General features: G+C 47.3%; 18 protein-coding genes. 16 read left to right on the top strand and 2 right to left on the bottom strand.

Annotation, left to right across the window (positions count from 1 at the left end):
* Positions 1 to 6: 6 nt before the first annotated feature.
* From rplM to rlmB, 7 genes are all read left to right on the top strand, one after another.
* The gene (gene rplM, locus J3L11_RS12275) at positions 7 to 435 is read left to right on the top strand and encodes a 50S ribosomal protein L13 (protein ID WP_207571169.1); all 429 of its coding nucleotides are present in this window, start codon (positions 7 to 9) and stop codon (positions 433 to 435) included.
* Positions 436 to 449: 14 nt separating this feature from the next.
* Complete coding sequence (gene rpsI, locus J3L11_RS12270) at positions 450 to 842, top strand: 30S ribosomal protein S9 (RefSeq protein ID WP_133037359.1); 393 nt, start codon at positions 450 to 452, stop codon at positions 840 to 842.
* Between the two features lie 89 nt (positions 843 to 931).
* Positions 932 to 1,120: a DUF2065 domain-containing protein gene (locus J3L11_RS12265; protein WP_133037358.1), complete on the top strand. Its 189-nt coding sequence runs from the start codon at positions 932 to 934 to the stop codon at positions 1,118 to 1,120.
* 65 nt (positions 1,121 to 1,185) lie between these two features.
* Positions 1,186 to 2,484, top strand: coding sequence for an adenylosuccinate synthase (locus J3L11_RS12260; protein ID WP_189618309.1), 1,299 nt, complete (start codon positions 1,186 to 1,188; stop codon positions 2,482 to 2,484).
* A gap of 118 nt (positions 2,485 to 2,602) precedes the next feature.
* Entirely contained in the window at positions 2,603 to 3,217 is a 615-nt protein-coding gene (locus J3L11_RS12255) for an SEL1-like repeat protein (RefSeq protein ID WP_189618308.1), read from the top strand.
* Positions 3,218 to 3,249: 32 nt separating this feature from the next.
* Positions 3,250 to 5,637 (top strand): ribonuclease R, encoded by a 2,388-nt coding sequence (gene rnr / locus J3L11_RS12250; protein ID WP_207571168.1) that lies wholly within the window; start codon positions 3,250 to 3,252, stop codon positions 5,635 to 5,637.
* Positions 5,638 to 5,640: 3 nt separating this feature from the next.
* Complete coding sequence (gene rlmB, locus J3L11_RS12245; protein WP_207571167.1) at positions 5,641 to 6,381, top strand: 23S rRNA (guanosine(2251)-2'-O)-methyltransferase RlmB; 741 nt, start codon at positions 5,641 to 5,643, stop codon at positions 6,379 to 6,381.
* Positions 6,382 to 6,432: 51 nt separating this feature from the next.
* Here rlmB and J3L11_RS12240 read toward each other — a convergent pair whose 3' ends face one another.
* Positions 6,433 to 7,176 carry a DUF481 domain-containing protein gene (locus J3L11_RS12240; protein ID WP_207571166.1) on the bottom strand — a complete coding sequence of 248 codons (744 nt, stop codon included), beginning with the start codon at positions 7,174 to 7,176 and terminating at the stop codon, positions 6,433 to 6,435.
* A 203-nt stretch (positions 7,177 to 7,379) separates the two neighbouring features.
* Here J3L11_RS12240 and rpsF point away from each other — a divergent pair, with 203 nt between their 5' ends.
* Genes rpsF through rplI form a run of 4 tightly spaced genes read left to right on the top strand, consistent with a single transcriptional unit; the run spans position 7,380 to position 8,841 of the window.
* Positions 7,380 to 7,796: a 30S ribosomal protein S6 gene (gene rpsF, locus J3L11_RS12235; RefSeq protein ID WP_133037352.1), complete on the top strand. Its 417-nt coding sequence runs from the start codon at positions 7,380 to 7,382 to the stop codon at positions 7,794 to 7,796.
* Positions 7,797 to 7,804: 8 nt separating this feature from the next.
* Positions 7,805 to 8,110, top strand: a complete 306-nt coding sequence (gene priB / locus J3L11_RS12230) for a primosomal replication protein N (RefSeq protein ID WP_189618304.1) — start codon at positions 7,805 to 7,807, stop codon at positions 8,108 to 8,110.
* A gap of 12 nt (positions 8,111 to 8,122) precedes the next feature.
* Positions 8,123 to 8,350 (top strand): 30S ribosomal protein S18, encoded by a 228-nt coding sequence (gene rpsR / locus J3L11_RS12225; protein ID WP_025009344.1) that lies wholly within the window; start codon positions 8,123 to 8,125, stop codon positions 8,348 to 8,350.
* 38 nt (positions 8,351 to 8,388) lie between these two features.
* The gene (gene rplI / locus J3L11_RS12220) at positions 8,389 to 8,841 is read left to right on the top strand and encodes a 50S ribosomal protein L9 (RefSeq protein ID WP_133037350.1); all 453 of its coding nucleotides are present in this window, start codon (positions 8,389 to 8,391) and stop codon (positions 8,839 to 8,841) included.
* A gap of 130 nt (positions 8,842 to 8,971) precedes the next feature.
* On the opposite strand, the gene J3L11_RS12215 is transcribed toward rplI, so the two are convergent.
* A complete protein-coding gene (locus J3L11_RS12215; protein WP_189618303.1) occupies positions 8,972 to 11,920 on the bottom strand; it encodes a TonB-dependent receptor in 2,949 nt (982 codons plus the stop codon).
* A 444-nt stretch (positions 11,921 to 12,364) separates the two neighbouring features.
* Here J3L11_RS12215 and dnaB point away from each other — a divergent pair, with 444 nt between their 5' ends.
* The 5 genes from dnaB to J3L11_RS12190 all read left to right on the top strand — a co-directional run bounded on the left by dnaB (position 12,365) and on the right by J3L11_RS12190 (position 17,573).
* Entirely contained in the window at positions 12,365 to 13,774 is a 1,410-nt protein-coding gene (gene dnaB / locus J3L11_RS12210) for a replicative DNA helicase (RefSeq protein ID WP_207571165.1), read from the top strand.
* Positions 13,775 to 13,840: 66 nt separating this feature from the next.
* The gene (gene alr, locus J3L11_RS12205; RefSeq protein ID WP_207571164.1) at positions 13,841 to 14,917 is read left to right on the top strand and encodes an alanine racemase; all 1,077 of its coding nucleotides are present in this window, start codon (positions 13,841 to 13,843) and stop codon (positions 14,915 to 14,917) included.
* Between the two features lie 264 nt (positions 14,918 to 15,181).
* On the top strand, positions 15,182 to 15,910 hold the full coding sequence (locus J3L11_RS12200; RefSeq protein WP_207571163.1) for a flagellar basal body L-ring protein FlgH: 729 nt from the start codon (positions 15,182 to 15,184) through the stop codon (positions 15,908 to 15,910).
* Between the two features lie 62 nt (positions 15,911 to 15,972).
* A complete protein-coding gene (locus J3L11_RS12195) occupies positions 15,973 to 16,356 on the top strand; it encodes an LPP20 family lipoprotein (RefSeq protein WP_207571162.1) in 384 nt (127 codons plus the stop codon).
* Positions 16,344 to 17,573: a flagellar assembly protein T N-terminal domain-containing protein gene (locus J3L11_RS12190; protein ID WP_207571161.1), complete on the top strand. Its 1,230-nt coding sequence runs from the start codon at positions 16,344 to 16,346 to the stop codon at positions 17,571 to 17,573. The genes J3L11_RS12195 and J3L11_RS12190 overlap by 13 nt, the downstream gene beginning before the upstream one ends.
* The last annotated feature ends 21 nt before the right edge of the window (positions 17,574 to 17,594 follow it).

The following is a 17,594-nucleotide window of genomic DNA, read 5'->3' as shown; positions in this document are numbered from 1 at the left end:
GTAATAATGAAGACTTTTACTGCCAAGCCAGAAACTGTAGCTCGCGACTGGTATGTTGTTGATGCCGAAGGTAAGACTTTGGGCCGTATCGCCACCGAAATCGCTTTGCGCCTCCGTGGTAAGCACAAGCCTGAATTTACTCCTCACGTAGACACCGGTGATTACATCATCGTGATCAACGCTGAGAAAGTGACCGTTACCGGTAACAAAGCTTTGGGTAAGACATACTACTCCCATTCCGGCTTCCCAGGTGGCATCAAGCAGATCAGCTTTGAGAAGCTGCAAGCTCATAAGCCAGAAATGATCATCGAGAAAGCGGTTAAAGGTATGCTGCCAAAAGGCCCATTGGGCCGTGCCATGTTCCGTAAACTGAAAGTTTACACGGGCGCAGAGCACAACCACGCTGCACAACAACCTCAAGTTCTTGATATCTAAACGGGATTAAGCAAATGGCTGCAACTCAGTACTACGGCACTGGCCGTCGCAAAACTTCAACTGCCCGCGTATTTGCCAAAGCAGGCAGTGGTAATATCGTTGTTAACAAGCGTCCTCTGGATGTTTATTTCGGTCGTGAAACTGCCCGCATGGTAGTTCGTCAACCACTTGAATTGGTTGAAATGATCGATAAACTGGATCTGTATGTAACCGTTAAAGGCGGTGGCATCACTGGTCAAGCTGGCGCTATCCGTCACGGTATTACCCGTGCGCTGATGGAACTGGATGAAACTCTGCGTCCTACTCTGCGTGCTGCTGGTTTCGTTACCCGCGATGCTCGTCAGGTTGAACGTAAGAAAGTGGGTCTGCGTAAAGCACGTCGTAAACCACAGTTCTCTAAGCGTTAATATCGCTTTTATGTTTGCAAAAACCCGGCATCAGCCGGGTTTTTTTATGGCAGAATGAACCGATAGTTAAACAATTCAGGGCATAAATAATGGGATGGCATCTTTGGTTAACGGCATTGGGCATAGTGTTGTTGTTTGAAGGTTTGGGGCCGCTTCTATTCCCTAACCGTTGGCGCCAATATCTGCAGCAGATAGCCGCAATGCCAGCAAGCAGCATGCAACGTCTCGGGGCCGCATTAGTGTTAGCTGGCGCAGCAATACTGATTATTTTTTCGTAAACTCTTGCCCTTCACCGGTCAAAATCTGTTAGAATCCTGCTTTAACCGCAACCTTGCAGCAAACAATGGGCAAAAACGTAGTCGTTCTCGGCACTCAATGGGGTGACGAGGGAAAAGGTAAGATTGTCGACCTTCTGACAGAACAGGCAAAATACGTGGTTCGGTATCAGGGTGGCCATAACGCTGGTCATACACTGGTCATCGATGGTGAAAAAACCGTTCTTCATCTGATCCCATCTGGTATTCTCCGCGATAACGTCAAGTGCGTCATCGCTAATGGTGTGGTGCTATCACCAGAAGCGCTGATGACAGAAATTAAAATGCTGAAGGATAAAGGCGTTCCTGTTGAAGAACGTCTGTTGTTGTCCGAGGCATGTCCGCTGATCCTGCCATTTCACTGTGCATTAGACGTCGCTCGTGAGAAAGCGCGCGGCAATAAAGCCATCGGTACTACCGGGCGTGGTATTGGCCCTGCATATGAAGACAAGATCTCCCGTCGCGGTTTGCGTTTGGGCGATCTGTTCAATCCTACGCAGTTCGCTGAAAAGCTGAAAGAAGTCATGGAATACCATAATTTCACCCTCACTGAATATTACAAGTGTGAGCCGGTGGATTATGAGAAAACTCTGGAAGACTCGCTAGCGCTGGCTGATTATCTCAAGAGCATGTGCGTTGATGTCGCCGAGTTACTCGACAGTGCCCGTAAGAATGGCGATTCCATTCTGTTTGAAGGTGCTCAGGGCACCATGCTGGATATTGACCACGGGACTTATCCGTTTGTGACTTCATCCAACACTACCGCCGGTGGCGTTGCTACAGGTAGTGGCTTGGGACCGCGTTACATTGATTATGTACTGGGTATTATCAAAGCTTATTCTACTCGCGTAGGCGGTGGTCCGTTCCCGACAGAGCTGACTTGCGACATTGGTGAGCACTTGTCGATTAAAGGGCATGAATTTGGTGCCACAACCGGACGTAGACGTCGCCCAGGTTGGTTAGATGTAGTGGCCATGCGCCGTGCTATCCAGATTAACAGTCTAAGTGGTCTATGCCTGACTAAACTGGATGTGCTGGATGGGCTAAAAGAGGTCAAAATCTGTGTCGGTTATCGACTCCCAGATGGGTCTGTCAGCAAAGTTACTCCGTTGGCAGCTGAGGGCTATGAGCAGGTAACACCTGTGTACGAGACCTTACCTGGTTGGAGTGAAAGCACATTTGGGGCAACCTCGTTGGAGCAGTTACCACAAGCCGCTATAGACTATATCAAGCGGATAGAAGCATTACTGGAAACGCCGATAGATATTATCTCGACCGGGCCAGACCGTAACGAAACGATGATTCTGGTGAATCCGTTTAAAGAATAAGTTACTCCAAAGGCCGCCTAAGCGGCCTTTTTTACAATGTATGAACTTGCAGCATCCCTTCAGAATTGCGTTATACTGCCGATGATCCTTATGTCTTTAACTGTCTCGGAAAAGCTTTATGTTGCGACTGATACTGATGTTATCCCTGCTGATAGCGGCGCCCTTGATGGCGGAGCAAAAAGCGGTAGATATCTACTCACAGGCACAATTGCTGAAAATGATCCGCAGCCATACCTATCTGCAACAGATAAAAGCCGATAACTGCCAAATTGTGCAGGATATTGAAGCACATGCAGATGTATTGAAAGAGCCACTGTATCAGTATTTGTGGGGAGAAATGCTTAATTACGGTGTTTGCGTCAAGGCCGATCCCGCTAGTGGTATCCAACAACTGCGGGCCGCTGCGGATCAGGGCAGTGCCGAGGCAATGGTTCGGCTTGCGGAATACTATGCGCAAGGCAAGTTTTTGATGAAAGATAAACAGCGGGCAGTGCAGTATGTTTATCCTGCGGCTGCTAATGGTGATTTGCCCGCACAAATGATGCTGGTGAAGTTATTTGGCGAAGGGTATGGCAGCCCACGTGATTACATGATGGCTTATCATTGGCTCTATAACCAGACGTTCAATGATACCAAAACCCAAGAACAGGCCAGTGTCTTACTGGCGAAACTGGCGGGTAAGTTACCCGCCAGTCAATTAGAACAAGCGAAAAAGGCCACGGTACACAGATGAGTAGCCGTGGTTAACTAACTGATGGAATTTGAATGATTAAAGATCCTCATTTTGAGAGAGAACAGCAGAAATACGAGAAACCCATTCCCAGTCGGGAATTTATTCTGGATTACCTGAAAAGCCAGCCGTCCCCCCTGAACCGCGACCATATTGCCGAAGCTCTGGATATTCACGACGAAGAACAGCAAGAAGCGCTGCGTCGCCGTTTGCGCGCCATGGAACGTGATGGACAGATAGTGTTTACCCGTGGTCAATGTTATGGGTTGCCGGAACGGATGGATTTGATCGCTGGCACCATCATAGGTCACAAAGATGGCTATGGCTTCTTCCATCCTGATGAAGCTGGAGAAGATCTCTATATTCATCATGGCGATATGCTCAAGTATTTTCATGGTGATCGGGTATTAGCACAAAAAGCTGGCGGACATGGTCGTACTGAAGCGCGGATTGTCCGCCTGTTAGAAGAACGCGCTGCGCCTTTGGTTGGGCGGTTTCATCTGGATTGCGGCATGGGATTTGTGGTCGCTGATGACAAACGCATCACCCAGGAAATCTTGATCGATAACGCTGACCGCAATGGTGCCAGAGAAAATGATGTAGTGGTGGTCGAACTAACCCGCCGTCCTGGCCGTTATGTGAAAGCGGCCGGTAAAATTACCGAAGTATTGGGGAAGGATATGGCGCCAGGTATGGAAATCGAAATTGCCTTACGCAATTACGATTTGCCCCACACGTGGTCGGCGGCCATTGAGAAGCGGTTGCGTAAAATCCCGGATGAAGTCCTGGACACCGATAAAGCCGGACGCGTTGATTTGCGCCAGTTGCCTTTGGTCACCATCGACGGTGAAGATGCCCGTGACTTTGATGATGCCGTATATGCAGAGCGTAAACGTGGTGGTGGCTGGCGGTTGTGGGTCGCGATTGCTGACGTAAGCTATTATGTACGTAGCGAATCGGTGCTGGATATTGAAGCGCGATCTCGCGGTAACTCGGTTTACTTCCCGTCGCAAGTGATCCCAATGTTACCGGAAAAGCTCTCAAACGGACTATGTTCCCTCAATCCAGGCGTAGACCGGCTGTGTATGGTTGCAGAGATGACTATCGCTGCCAGCGGCAAACTCTCTAGCTATAAATTTTATCCGGCAGTCATGCATTCCCATGCCCGTTTTACATACACAGTCGTCGCTGACATGCTGGAGAGCGGTCATGTTCCTGAACAGTATCGCGAACTATATCCGCATCTACAGGTGTTGCAGGAGCTTTACCGGACGCTAGAGCAGCAACGGCAAGAGCGTGGTGCTATTGGTTTTGAGACTGAAGAAACGCAATTCATCTTCAATGCGCAGCGCAAGATAGACCGGATTGTGCCGCGGGTGCGCAATGAGGCGCATAAGATCATTGAAGAATGCATGATCATGGCCAATGTGGCGGCGGCTAAATTTGTCAAGAAACATAAAGGTCATACGCTGTACCGGGTACATGAAGCACCATCGGAGCAGAAGCTGACGCAGTTCAAGGAGTTTCTGGCTGAACGCGGTTTGAAGCTCAATGGTGGACTGGAACCCCAACCTGCTGATTATCAGGCGTTGATGGAGCAGGTGCGAGAACGACCTGACGCACAACTTATCCAGGTGATGTTGCTGCGCTCAATGCGCCAGGCCATCTACACCCCAGATAATGAAGGCCATTTTGGTCTAGCGTTGGAAGAGTATGCCCATTTTACGTCGCCTATCCGCCGTTATCCTGATCTGGTGTTGCATCGTGTTATCCGCTATCTGTTAGCCAAAACTGAGGCAGATGTGAAGGATAAGTGGACGCCAGATGGCGGTTACAATTATCAGTTGGAAGAGTTGGATCTCCTCGGGGAAGAATGCTCCAATACCGAGCGCCGCGCAGATGAAGCAACCCGCGATGTTGCCGACTGGCTCAAGTGCGAGTTTATGCAGGATCATGTTGGAGACGTATTTGAAGCCGTGGTGGCCTCGGTCACAAGCTTTGGCTTGTTTGTGCGGCTGAAAGATCTGTTCATTGATGGGCTGGTGCATATCTCAACGCTGGGGAGTGACTACTATCAATATGATCCGTTGCGGCAGCGCCTGATCGGTGAGCATACTGGCAAAGTCTACCAAATTGGCGATCCAGTAACGGTCAAAGTGGCTGCAGTGAATCTTGACGATCGCCAAATTGAACTGTTGATGGTGGATGATATGGGACAGCGCAGTCGTGGACGCAGCCGCAGTGCTAGCCGACCACTGACCGCACGCGAACGTGTCAACCGTGAAGGTGCCAAACTCGCGGCCAACAAAGGTCGCGCTAAAAGCGGCGATAAGCGCAATAAAAGCACCGATAAGGTAGCTGCTAAAAAGCCTGCTAAGACTGAAAAAAGTAAGGCTGTGAAACGGCCCAAGAGAAAGAAATAAAGTATGAAGAAACCGGAACTGGTGTTTGGCATTCATGCCGTAACCTCTTTGTTTGAACATTCCCCTGAACGGGTACTGGAAATGTGGCTACTTAATGGCCGTCAGGATGAACGTATCCGTCCATTGTTGGCATTAGCGGATACTATCGGCATTAAACCACAGATGGCTGCCCGTAAAACGCTGGACGAGAAAGCGGAAAGCACTCAGCACCAGGGGATTGTGGTACGCGTTCGTTCGGCCAAAATACTGACTGAGAATGATCTAGAAGCGTTACTGGATAAGACAGACACGCCATTTCTACTCATTCTGGATGGTGTGACAGATCCGCACAATTTGGGTGCCTGCTTACGTAATGCTGATGCTGCCGGGGTGCACGGTGTGATTGTGCCCAAAGATAACTCGGCCGGGCTTACTGCCTCGGTGAGTAAAGTGGCCTGCGGCGCCGCAGAAACAGTCCCCTTATTTCAAGTAACCAACCTTGCTCGCACCATGAAGCAGTTGCAGGAGCGGGGCGTTTGGATTGTGGGAACCGCAGGTGAAGCTGACAGCACCTTATATCAGGCTAATCTGTGTGGACCGCTGGCAATCGCTATGGGGGCTGAGGAAAAAGGACTGCGGCGTTTGAGTCGCGAGGGGTGTGACACTCTGATTTCTATTCCCATGGCCGGCAGTGTTTCCAGTCTTAATGTTTCAGTGGCAACGGGCATCTGTCTGTTTGAGGCTGTACGCCAACGGCAAGCCTGAGACAATACTTTGTGAGAATAATAAGGGATGGTGAAAGCCATCCCTTTGTTTTTACTGAAAGGTATAAAGCAGGTTAAAGGTGGTAATGGTGTCTGTCTGCTGACTTCCTTCCGGCACGATTTCGGTATATTTAACGTAGAAACCGACTTTAAATGCCCAGTCCTGAAAGAGAGTGTTCTTATAACCCATATCCAGTGTCACTGTGTTGTTGTTCTCGCCAATTTCTGCAGTGAGATCAGCATTGAACGTGGTGTATTCGTGGATTTTTTGTTCAAATCTGGCAGCGGTACGCAGAATCACATCTGTTTCTGACGAGGGGTCGGGCTCATCATCAGTGGCTATGGGTAAGTTATAACGATAACCAGGACCGACTTCCAAACTCAGCTTGGTTCTGCCCGTACTGATGGCGTCAAAACCGTAACCACTGGAAATTGTATAAATATCGGTGTAACTGCCGAATTTGTCCCAGACGAATTCCCCACGTCCAAAGACATAGCCTTGCTTGAGTTTATAGTTGGACTGTAGCTGCAGGTCATACTTTTCAGCGGTGGTATTTTCGGAATCAGCGGCATAATACGCTTTGAAGGTACCTTCTTGCGTGGTTTTGCTGGTGTCATACACCAGTTTGGTACGACCGTTGAAACTGGTAGAATCGGTGTTACCCGTATTGAGTTGGAAACCAGCTTCGATTTCGGCGGTAAAGTTATTTGGGGGCTCACGATAATCTGGAGGAACCAGAGCCCAGGCCGGCGATGACAAAAAGCAAAAAAGCGCCAGTAGAGATAATCTTGTCATTGTGTTCGGGTCTTTATGCTGTTACTGCTGCAAATCAGCGTCACATAATAACTGCAGACTGTCTACAGGCAAAGTTATTGCTTGAGTTTATGTCCCCCTTTATGTACCATTTCGCGCCTAAATCAGTCACTTTACTTTCGTTCCTTGCCTCGTAGGGGTTTGACTGAGCCACAAAGAGGCTAAATAACCGTAAGGAGCAATAAATGCGTCATTACGAAATCGTATTTTTAGTTCACCCCGATCAGAGTGAACAGGTTCCTGGCATGATCGAGCGTTACACCGGTGCTATCACCGCTGTAGGCGGCAAGATCCACCGCCTGGAAGACTGGGGCCGTCGCCAACTGGCATATCCTATTCAGGACCTGCACAAAGCTCACTATGTTCTGCTGAACGTAGAAGCTACTGCAGAGTCTATCGAAGAGCTGGAAACTGCTTTCCGTTTCAACGACGCTGTTCTGCGTAGTCTGGTTATGCGCACCAAAACTGCCATCACCGAAGTTTCTCCAATGGCCAAAGCAAAAGATGAACGTGACTCACGTCGCGCTGCCAACAGCGACAGAGCTGTTGACGAAGATTCTGCTGAGTTCGAAGAAGAAAACGCTGAAGAGATTGCTGAGTAAGTTTTTCTGTGACCACCAACCATCTGGAATTATCCGGAAAGATTCTGCGTTGTCGACGCTTTAAAAGCCCGGCAGGCATCGAACACACGGTAATTCAACTGGAACACAGGTCACAGCGTTTCGACGCAGAACTGCCAAGAAACGTCTACTGTGTACTGCAAGTGGTATTGAGTGGTGAACGCTTTGAAAGCGTTACAGATGAGCTGAAAGCAGGTGTGGATATCCAGGTCAGCGGCTTTCTGACTCTACAACAGAGTCGCAATGGCCAAAGTAGACTGGTGTTACACGCCGAAAATGTCGAATTGAAAATTTAGGAGACTGTCAAAATGGCACGTTATTTCCGTCGTCGTAAATTCTGCCGTTTCACTGCTGAAGGTGTTACGGAGATCGATTACAAAGATATCGCTACGTTGAAAAACTATATCACCGAAAGCGGTAAGATTGTTCCCAGCCGTATTACTGGCACCAGCGCTAAATATCAGCGCCAGTTGGCTCGTGCTATCAAGCGCGCTCGTTATCTGTCTCTGCTGCCTTACACTGATCTGCATCAGTAAGCTGGCATTGATCCAAATCGAATTGAGAGGAATTGATAATGAACGTTATTCTGCTTGATAAAATTGCCAATCTGGGCAACCTGGGTGACCAGGTTTCTGTAAAAGCTGGCTATGCTCGCAACTATCTGTTGCCGCAGGGCAAAGCAGTTGTTGCAAACGATGAAAACGTCAAAGTTTTCGAAGCTCGCCGTGCTGAACTGGAAGCTAAAGTGGCTGCCGAACTGGCAACTGCCAATGCTCGTGCTGAAAAGATTGCAGCACTGGAAGCAGTAGTTATTGCTTCTAAAGCTGGTGATGAAGGTAAACTGTTCGGTTCAGTTGGTACTCGTGATATCGCTGATGCCGTAACTGCTGCAGGTGTTGAACTGGCTAAATCCGAAGTGCGTTTACCACTGGGCGCTCTGCGTTCTACTGGTGACTTCGAAGTTGAAGTGCAGTTGCACTCCGAAGTTAAAGCGGTTGTTAAAGTTACTATCGTAGCTGAAGCATAATCGGTCTTTGACGAAAAAACACCGCCTGATGGCGGTGTTTTTTTATGGGTAAACTTCCCCCCCTCCAACTATTGAACACAAGGAACACCGCCTATGGCGGTGTTCTCGTCTGAAGCAATACAATAGCTATTTAGAACTTCACGCTGGCGCTAAATTCTACGTAACGAGGCGTTTGGTAAGCGGTGGTTGCACCGTAGTATGGGTTCAGATCACCAGGGCCACTCTGTTCATAGAATTCGTATTTACGGATGCTAGCAGAAGAATTGAACACGTTGTATACGTTAGCCTTCAGCAGTACATCAAGGTTATCAGTGATTTTCCAGTTATAAGAAGCTGACAGATCCACACGATATACCCAGTCAGTACGACCAGCAGTCCCACGGCTGTTCATAGTGTAGGTGCCATCTGCATTTTGGGTATAGTAAGTATCTCCATAAGATGGAAGACCAGATGGGCTACCAATACCAAACTTGTTCAACGGACGGCCAGATTCAACGCTAATATTAGCGCCCACAGTGAAGTTTTCAGTGACTGAGTATGCACCAAATACTTTTATCATATGACGGCGATCATTTGGCAGATAACCATCAGCGCCCTCCATCAATACCGGAAAGTCAAAGTCTTGGGTCAGACCTGCATCAGTCTGGGCATTATCTGATTTTACTAGGCCTTCAGTATTACCGTAGCTCTGTGACCATGTGTAGTTAACACTCATAGTCCAGTCATCTGCCCAAGAGCGGGTGAAGTTCAGATCAATGGAATTATAGGTACGTTTGGCTTTAGGGTAACCAAGTGCATCTCCTGGAATAGTGACCATTTCATAATCACCGTTACCTGTTGTATCAACACTAACGGTCATGTCTTCGCCAGGGTTACCCAATACATATATGTTGGAAGTTGGGGTATAACCGTAGGTTGCCTTAATCCAATGATCAATCGTCATGTCATCAATGGCGCCATTCAGTTTTCGCTGGGTAGCTTTGATACCCCATGACCAGTCTTCGGTGAGCATTGCCTGATAGCCGATGATGTACTCATCTTGGTACATTGGATCTAGGCTTTGGTCTACGATGGAATCAGTATTAGGGACTGTCCCATCTGCATTTACTTGATCTGGGCCAATTTGATCTCCGAGAATTGGTGTCGGAACGGTAACACCGTTGATTACTTCATCCTGAGTACCTTCCAGTATGTAAAAACGTCTTACATCGTATTCATTACCAGATAATCGTACGTTAGTGTTGCTGGCCACTGGCAAATAATAACGTCCCACGTTAGCAAACAGCTTTGATTCACCATCACCATTGATATCCCATGATGCACCGATACGTGGAGCAATCATGTTATCAATTTTTGCAAAAGAGGCACCCTCAGCGTTTTTATTATTAAAAGAATCCCAACGCAGTCCCAGATTCAAGGTGACAGTATCTGTGACTGTCCAAGTATCTTCGATGTATAAGGCTTTGGATACAGTTTCAAAATTTCCGCCCACTGTACGTTCACGACTACGGGCATACTGAGTGACTCCTACTGGTGTTTTGACTCCATTAGGTAAGGATGTACCAACTGTTGGGTCGGCCACATCATAGTAGTACCAATATACACCGCCTGGGCCTGAATAGAACTGCTGAGAATAGGAACTGTTCTTTTCTAAGTCATAACCAAAGGCCAGTGTATGACTATCATTTATGGTCCATTCAAAATCAGCGCGGAACTCTTTGCGTTGATCATTACCAGCTTCCAAGAAATAGTCAGCAGTTGATGCGCAGCCTGGGTAGGTTGATGTCGCAACATCTCGAGTATCAACAATAAGGTTACACAGTTCAGATGAATTGCTGACGGTCGAAGAGTTAGCTTTGTTTACACCATAGGTCAGTTTGGTTGTAAAACTATCTGTCAGTTGGCCTATGTATGTCGCAACATAGTTATCACCACCGGTTTTATTGGTCGTGGTTGACAAATAGTTCCAACTGCCATCGATATCTGCGAAGCTGTCAATATCTTCATTGTTTTTGTCAGAAAAAGCTAAAAATGCCAGTGTGTGATTTTCCGCAATGTTCCAGTCCAGTTTTAAGCCCCAGAAAGGGTTGTTTGAGGCACTTTTCTGTTTAGCCGTACCTTCTTCTGTGATGGAATCTTTTGTGATTCTTCGTGGCTGATACATCGCATAGAAGAACAGTTTGTCTTTGACTATAGGACCTGAAGCATAGACGTTGCCTTCGATCTTGTTATAAGTGGTGTTAGCGTTATCAATGTACAGATCACCATTAGACAGATAGCTGTTTGGTGAATTTTCTGACAATGAATCTGGACGCCAATAAACGTTACTGCCAAAATGCCAATCATTAGTTCCACGCTTGACTACGGCGTTAACCACGCCACCAGTAGAACGACCAAATTCGGCACCATAACCACCAGTTTTCACTTCAAACTGCTCGTAAAAATCAAATGGAACATTGGAGAAACCAAGACCATTTCGGAAGTTTGTAACATTAAGACCATTAATAAAGAAGGCGTTTTCCGCCACTGATGCTCCACCGAAGGAAGCAAAGTTACCAAAGCGATCATCGCCTCGAGTAGTACCTGGTGCCAATAGGGCCACGCTAGTGATGTCTTTGGGCATTGGCAAACGCTCAATATCTGCCTGACTTATGACGAGAGACGATTCTGAGGAGGTTGTGTCAATTGCGGCAACGCGACTACCAACCACAGAAAGGCGTTCCATCCCAGTCTGATTCATCACTGAGGTTACGTTGGCATTACCACCAATCGTTACTGAAACATTGTCTGTAACTTTATCATTATAACCTGTCGCGGATACAGTAACGGTATAGTTACCGATCGGAAGGCGAGGAATACGGTATTTGCCACTTTCGTCCGTTGTTATAGTCCGAGTCAAGCCCGTGTCTTTGCTTTTGATAGTAATTGTTGCATTACTCAACGGTGCATCAGCAGTCGTTACAACCGAACCTTGAATTGAACCGTCTGTATTACTAGCGGAATAGGCAGGCAAACTAAGCGCGAAAAAGGCGGATACCGAGACCGCGACCAACGTCCTCCTAAATGTAACTCTTTTCATTATTATATCTTCCTTCTTAGACAAAATTATTAAGGTTATTTTTTTGTTTTTACAGCGTCAGAATTGTTGCATTTTTGTTTTTTAAATGCAATTTTCAATTCGTTAAAGTATCAAAATACTAACATTTAATTCTTTTTTATAACTTATTATGGGTTTTATGTGATGATAACTTAGTTATCCCAGTCATTTAGGCTTTGTGGCAGTTGTATAGGCCAATTTTCAAGTGTCTTCATGGCATCTGTAGGCGTGTGCTGTTTAAAAAGGTTATACTGTCCACCGCTAATTTGAGGATTGGTGATACCTCATTTTTAGTATCTTCAATTTTCTATAGTTGTGTCTCCTAACCCTATAGTTTTTACTTTTGAGAGACGGGGTTTACAACTGTAATTATTTGTTTTTATATAATTTTTTATTTTTTGTTCAATATTGGAGACTTTCCGATTTATGCCACAGCAGAGTGCTTTCAAAGTCAGAGGTGACAAGCGTAAAGAGGCGCAGGTTGACGCCTTGAAGTTGCCACCCCATTCCATTGAAGCAGAGCAGTCGGTGCTGGGCGGCCTGATGTTGGAAGCCGAGGCGTGGGATAAGGTGGCTGAAGCATTGGTTAAAGAGGATTTCTATTCCCGCGCCCACAAGCTGATTTTCAGCGCCATGCAGAAGCTTGTAGATAGTGGGCAACCACTTGATTTAATCACGGTATCAGAACAGCTGGAACTGACTGATGAACTGGAAGATGCTGGTGGTTTCGCCTATTTGGGTGAGATAGCCAAAAACACGCCCAGTGCTGGCAATATTCTGTCCTATGCCGAGATTGTGCGTGAGCGGGCAGTGGTGCGTGAGATGATCCGTGTCGCTCACGAGATAGCCGACGCTGGCTACAATCCTGAAGGGCGGGATTCAGGCGCCTTGCTGGACTTGGCCGAGACCAAGGTTTTTAAGATTGCCGAACAGCGTGCCAATAGCAATGAAGGTCCAGAAGGCATCAAAAGCATTCTTGAAAAAACCGTCGATAAGATCGAGCAACTTTATAATAACCCGCATAACGGGGTGACTGGTGTATCGTCTGGTTTTGCGGATCTTGATGAAAAAACGGCGGGCTTCCAGGCGGGCGATCTGATCATTGTTGCTGCGCGTCCTTCCATGGGAAAAACCACTTTTGCAATGAACCTGTGCGAATATGCCGCCCTTAATGAAGATAAACCGGTGTTGATCTTCAGTCTGGAAATGCCTTCCGAACAAATCATGATGCGTATGCTGGCCTCGCTTGGCCGCGTTGATCAAACCCGTATTCGTACCGGTAAACTGGATGATGATGATTGGGCGCGTGTTTCTTCTACCATGGGGCTAATGCTGGAAAAAGGTAAAATGTTCATTGATGACAGCTCGGGGCTGACACCAACGGAAGTGCGTAGCCGTGCCCGTCGTGTAGCCCGTGAACATGGTGGGCTGTCAATGATTATGGTGGACTATTTGCAACTGATGCAAGTACCGGCTTTGGCCGATAATCGCACCTTGGAAATTGCCGAAATTTCCCGGTCATTGAAGGCGTTGGCAAAAGAGCTGGAGATCCCGGTTATTGCTTTGTCACAGCTTAACCGTTCATTGGAGCAGCGTTCAGATAAACGTCCGGTGAACTCAGACTTGCGTGAATCTGGTTCTATTGAACAGGATGCCGACCTTATCATGTTCATTTATCGTGATGAGGTTTATCATGAAGACTCACAAGATAAAGGTGTCGCTGAGATTATTATTGGTAAACAGCGTAACGGTCCTATCGGTAAGGTCAGATTGACTTTTCAGGGACAATTTTCCCGTTTTGACAACTATGCTGGACCGCAATTCGACGAGGATTAGACCTCCGTCTGACCATTCTGGAGCGACCTTTGTCACTCCATACTCATAAGTTTATGAAGGTATTAATTGAAACCCTTTCCCAGAGCTGAAATCAGCAGTCAGGCGCTCAAACATAATTTAGCGCGCCTTCGAGAAGTAGCTCCTCACAGTAAAGTGATTGCCGTTGTAAAAGCCAATGGTTACGGCCATGGTCTTCTAAATGTTGCGAACAGTGTGCCGGATGCCGATGGCTTTGGCTTGGCGCGACTGGAAGAAGCATTGGAAATGCGAAAGGGTGGCGTTAAGGCTAAGCTGCTACTTCTGGAAGGTTTTTTCAGAAGCGAAGATTTACCTCTGCTGGTTGAGCATAATATTGATACCGCCGTGCATCATGAATCTCAGTTGCAGATGTTGGAGCAGGCGCATCTGGATAAACCGGTAACCGTGTGGATGAAGCTCGATACCGGCATGCATCGTTTGGGTTTTTCTCCTGCACAATTCCAAGAGATTTATCAGCGTTTATTGCGTTGTCCTCAGGTTGCCAAACCGATTAATTTTATGACGCATTTTGCCTGCGCTGATGAACTGCAGAAAGACTATACCGCCAAACAGCTCGCCATATTTAATGAGCTTACTCGAGATTTGCCGGGAGAACGAACAACTGCAAATTCGGCGGGAACCTTGTTTTGGCCAGCGAGCCAAGCTGACTGGATCCGCCCGGGAATTGCCTTGTATGGCGTGTCGCCGGTGGATGGTGATCGTGGTGTCAAACATGGGTTGATACCCGCTATGACGTTAGTGTCGCAGTTAATTGCGGTCAGAACACATAAAGCGGGTGACACTGTGGGTTATGGCGGTCATTGGCTGTCCGACAGAGACACCCAGTTGGGGGTGGTGGCGATTGGTTATGGTGACGGTTACCCCCGTAATGCGTTACAAGGTACGCCAGTGTTGATTAATGGCAGACGAGTCCCGATTGTTGGACGGGTTTCCATGGATATGCTGACTGTTGATTTGGGTCCGAATGCCACCGATAAAGTCGGTGATGATGCTATTTTATGGGGGCCACAGTTGCCCGTAGAAGAAGTGGCGGAAAAGATCGGTACATTTGCCTACGAACTCGTCACCAAGCTTACCCCCCGTGTTGCGGTCTGTTTAGACTGATTGAATGCATGCCCCAGAATGATGGAATCGCACAGATCCTATCGTTTCTGGGACTTTTTGCTGCCGCTATATTTCCCTCTGCTTTAGCCGGTAGGTTTTTTACTGGTGTGCTTTTTGCTCTGTATCACACTTTTTAAGTGTTCCACATTTTTTGCACAGTATTTGTCATTTTTTTGCGAAGTCTGTTTCTAGATTGCTAACGATTGCTTCAACAGAAATCTGTATGGACAACATGCAATGCTCATCAAGACAATGACAATGCTGATGATGACTCTGATCCTGACAGCTTGTGCTTCTGGAAGTCAGAACACTGCTGGTAAAAATGGCTCAGGTTCCAAAGTTTTACCCCCCGCCGGAGAACCGGTGCAACAGTTGGATGACGCGGATCCAGATGATCCTTACTACGCATTGATAGATCCCGCGGATGAGCCAGTATCAGCGCTCCCCACAGGCTCGATTTTTAATATTCATCAAGCGCAAAGTATTTATGTGGAGCAGGCTCACTTTCGGGTGGGAGACATTATTTCAGTGAAACTCGCCGAATCGACCAAAGCCAGTAAAAGTGGCAGCACTCAGATGAATAAAAGCACTGGTTTTACACTGGATCCCATCGCCGTGCCCGGTGGTAATCTGAAAATTGCCGGGAAGGAGGTGAATCTTGACCTCAGTCAGCAACAGAAATTTAAAGGTGATGGTAGTTCAAGTCAGTCCAATGATTTTGAAGGCGAGATAACCGTTTCTGTGATGAAAGTGATGAAAAACAACACACTGTTGATCCGCGGTGATAAATGGTTATTGATCAACAATGGTAAAGAGTTTATTCGGTTAACGGGCATTATCCGCGCCAAGGATATTCTGCCAGACAATACCGTGCCATCAACCAAGATAGCCAATGCCAGAATTGAATACTCTGGTAACGGTGAATTGGCTAACAGCCAACGTTTAGGTTGGCTGACTGACAAACTGAATAACCCAACCGTGTGGCCCTTCTGATGCGCTTTTTATTATTCTTCACGATCCTTTGGCTATTGACTGCATGCACTCATGAACAATTAGTGCGCTACGAGCTTGTTGCCCCTGAGCATGCTCAGGTGTTGCAGGCAACTGGCTATGCGCCGATTGCATCACAAGTCGGCCCAACTTATGAAGAAAAACTGATGCAGGCCATGGAAGCCTCCCGTTTGGATGCTTATCGGCGGTTGGCTGAACAACTCTATGGGCAGCAATTACGCGCATATACCCGTATGACTGGTGAAACGACTAACCGCAAGACCTTGGATGCCAAAGTCCAAGGTGTTGTCCGAGGGGCAAAAGTCGTCAGCCAAAACGTGCAAGGGGCTTTTTACACCACAGAGTTGTCACTTGATACCAACGTGCTGGCTGATTTGGGCTCAGTTGAAAACAAACCAATAGAGACGGAAAACAAATGGTGGTACTGAGAGCGTTGATGTTGTTACTGCTATTGCCTTGGCCAGTCACCGCTGCTTGGTATAAAGGCGTAGGCTCTGCTCCCGTTATTAATGGCAATGAAGATTATGCCAAAGAGCAAGCCGCGCGAGCAGCGCTTAGAGATGCGATTTTACAGGCGGGTGCCTCCGTGTCGCTACTCAGTGAGGTGGATGAAGGCAGCCTTAATGGCAACACCTTTCAAGTACGGGCTAACGGTCATGTTACTCAAATCCAAAAAATGGAGGAATACAGCAAGGATGATCGGGTAACTGTCACCTTACGTGCCGATATCTGGAATGATGGCGCATTATGTGAAAACCAGCATCTCACCAGTAAGTCGATCATCATGGCGCCTCTAGCGCTCGCTGACCGTGATTATGCCGGATATGGCGGTCTCAGCGATTTCCCTCAGGAAGTGTCACAACGGCTATTTTTCGAGTTTGATCAGGCTAAAGCTGATTTCTTGGCAAAAAGCTTATTGCAACACCCCTTGGCTATTGACCCCGATCGTATGTCCAATCAAGACCAGCAGCAACTGCAATATCTGTCAGAGCAATCTCGGGCGCAGTATATCGTTATGGGGCGGATCACCGATCTTGCTGTAGGCAAAGTCACTAGCGGCCTACTCAGCCGTGACAAGTTAGTGCGGGAATTTGGCATCAGCATGTATCTTATTGATGGTATCTCTGGGCTGCCAATCATGAAAAAAGATTACCACACTCGTACCTATTGGCCCTTTTCTCTCACTCAAAAGGTAGCGCCAGGGAGCGAACAGTTGTGGCAGTCAGATTATGGCTTGGAAGTCACCAGATTATTGAAAGTGGCTGTTGAAGACATGAGTGACCTCCTCAAATGTGCTCACCCTAAATCGAGGATCGTGCGTGTTGGCAGTAACACGCTGGAAGTCGCGATGGGGGGGCGTCAAGGCGTGAAGATTGGTGATATGTTCAAATTGCAATATCAGTTTAACTATGTGGATGAACAAGGGGTTAAATACGCTAACTTCAGCGACGAACAGGTAGAGTTTGAAGTGGTAAAAGTATATCCGGACCACAGCCAATTAGTGCCGTTAAATAATGACATGCCATTAGGCATACAAATTGCGTATTCCGGCGATTCCGGACACCGGTTCTTGTTTAAACCGGACACCATTATTCCTTACTTTTCTCTAGCCCTATTTTTACCCTACCTGTCCGGATTGCGCTAGTTTTCTCATGGATTCACCTTC

Origin of the sequence: Shewanella sp. 4t3-1-2LB (genome assembly GCF_017368415.1) — a bacterium.
In the GTDB taxonomy this organism is placed as follows: domain Bacteria; phylum Pseudomonadota; class Gammaproteobacteria; order Enterobacterales; family Shewanellaceae; genus Shewanella; species Shewanella fodinae.
The sequence above is the reverse complement of the archived record's forward strand: the minus strand, read 5'-3'. Positions and strand labels throughout refer to the sequence as shown.

Coding starts and splice junctions, on each gene's coding strand:
- rplM (WP_207571169.1), top strand. CDS start 7: ATGAAGACTTTTACTGCCAAGCCAGAAACTGTAGCTCGCGACTGGTAT.
- rpsI (WP_133037359.1), top strand. CDS start 450: ATGGCTGCAACTCAGTACTACGGCACTGGCCGTCGCAAAACTTCAACT.
- J3L11_RS12265 (WP_133037358.1), top strand. CDS start 932: ATGGGATGGCATCTTTGGTTAACGGCATTGGGCATAGTGTTGTTGTTT.
- J3L11_RS12260 (WP_189618309.1), top strand. CDS start 1,186: ATGGGCAAAAACGTAGTCGTTCTCGGCACTCAATGGGGTGACGAGGGA.
- J3L11_RS12255 (WP_189618308.1), top strand. CDS start 2,603: ATGTTGCGACTGATACTGATGTTATCCCTGCTGATAGCGGCGCCCTTG.
- rnr (WP_207571168.1), top strand. CDS start 3,250: ATGATTAAAGATCCTCATTTTGAGAGAGAACAGCAGAAATACGAGAAA.
- rlmB (WP_207571167.1), top strand. CDS start 5,641: ATGAAGAAACCGGAACTGGTGTTTGGCATTCATGCCGTAACCTCTTTG.
- J3L11_RS12240 (WP_207571166.1), bottom strand. CDS start 7,176: ATGACAAGATTATCTCTACTGGCGCTTTTTTGCTTTTTGTCATCGCCG.
- rpsF (WP_133037352.1), top strand. CDS start 7,380: ATGCGTCATTACGAAATCGTATTTTTAGTTCACCCCGATCAGAGTGAA.
- rpsR (WP_025009344.1), top strand. CDS start 8,123: ATGGCACGTTATTTCCGTCGTCGTAAATTCTGCCGTTTCACTGCTGAA.
- rplI (WP_133037350.1), top strand. CDS start 8,389: ATGAACGTTATTCTGCTTGATAAAATTGCCAATCTGGGCAACCTGGGT.
- J3L11_RS12215 (WP_189618303.1), bottom strand. CDS start 11,920: ATGAAAAGAGTTACATTTAGGAGGACGTTGGTCGCGGTCTCGGTATCC.
- dnaB (WP_207571165.1), top strand. CDS start 12,365: ATGCCACAGCAGAGTGCTTTCAAAGTCAGAGGTGACAAGCGTAAAGAG.
- J3L11_RS12200 (WP_207571163.1), top strand. CDS start 15,182: ATGATGACTCTGATCCTGACAGCTTGTGCTTCTGGAAGTCAGAACACT.
- J3L11_RS12190 (WP_207571161.1), top strand. CDS start 16,344: ATGGTGGTACTGAGAGCGTTGATGTTGTTACTGCTATTGCCTTGGCCA.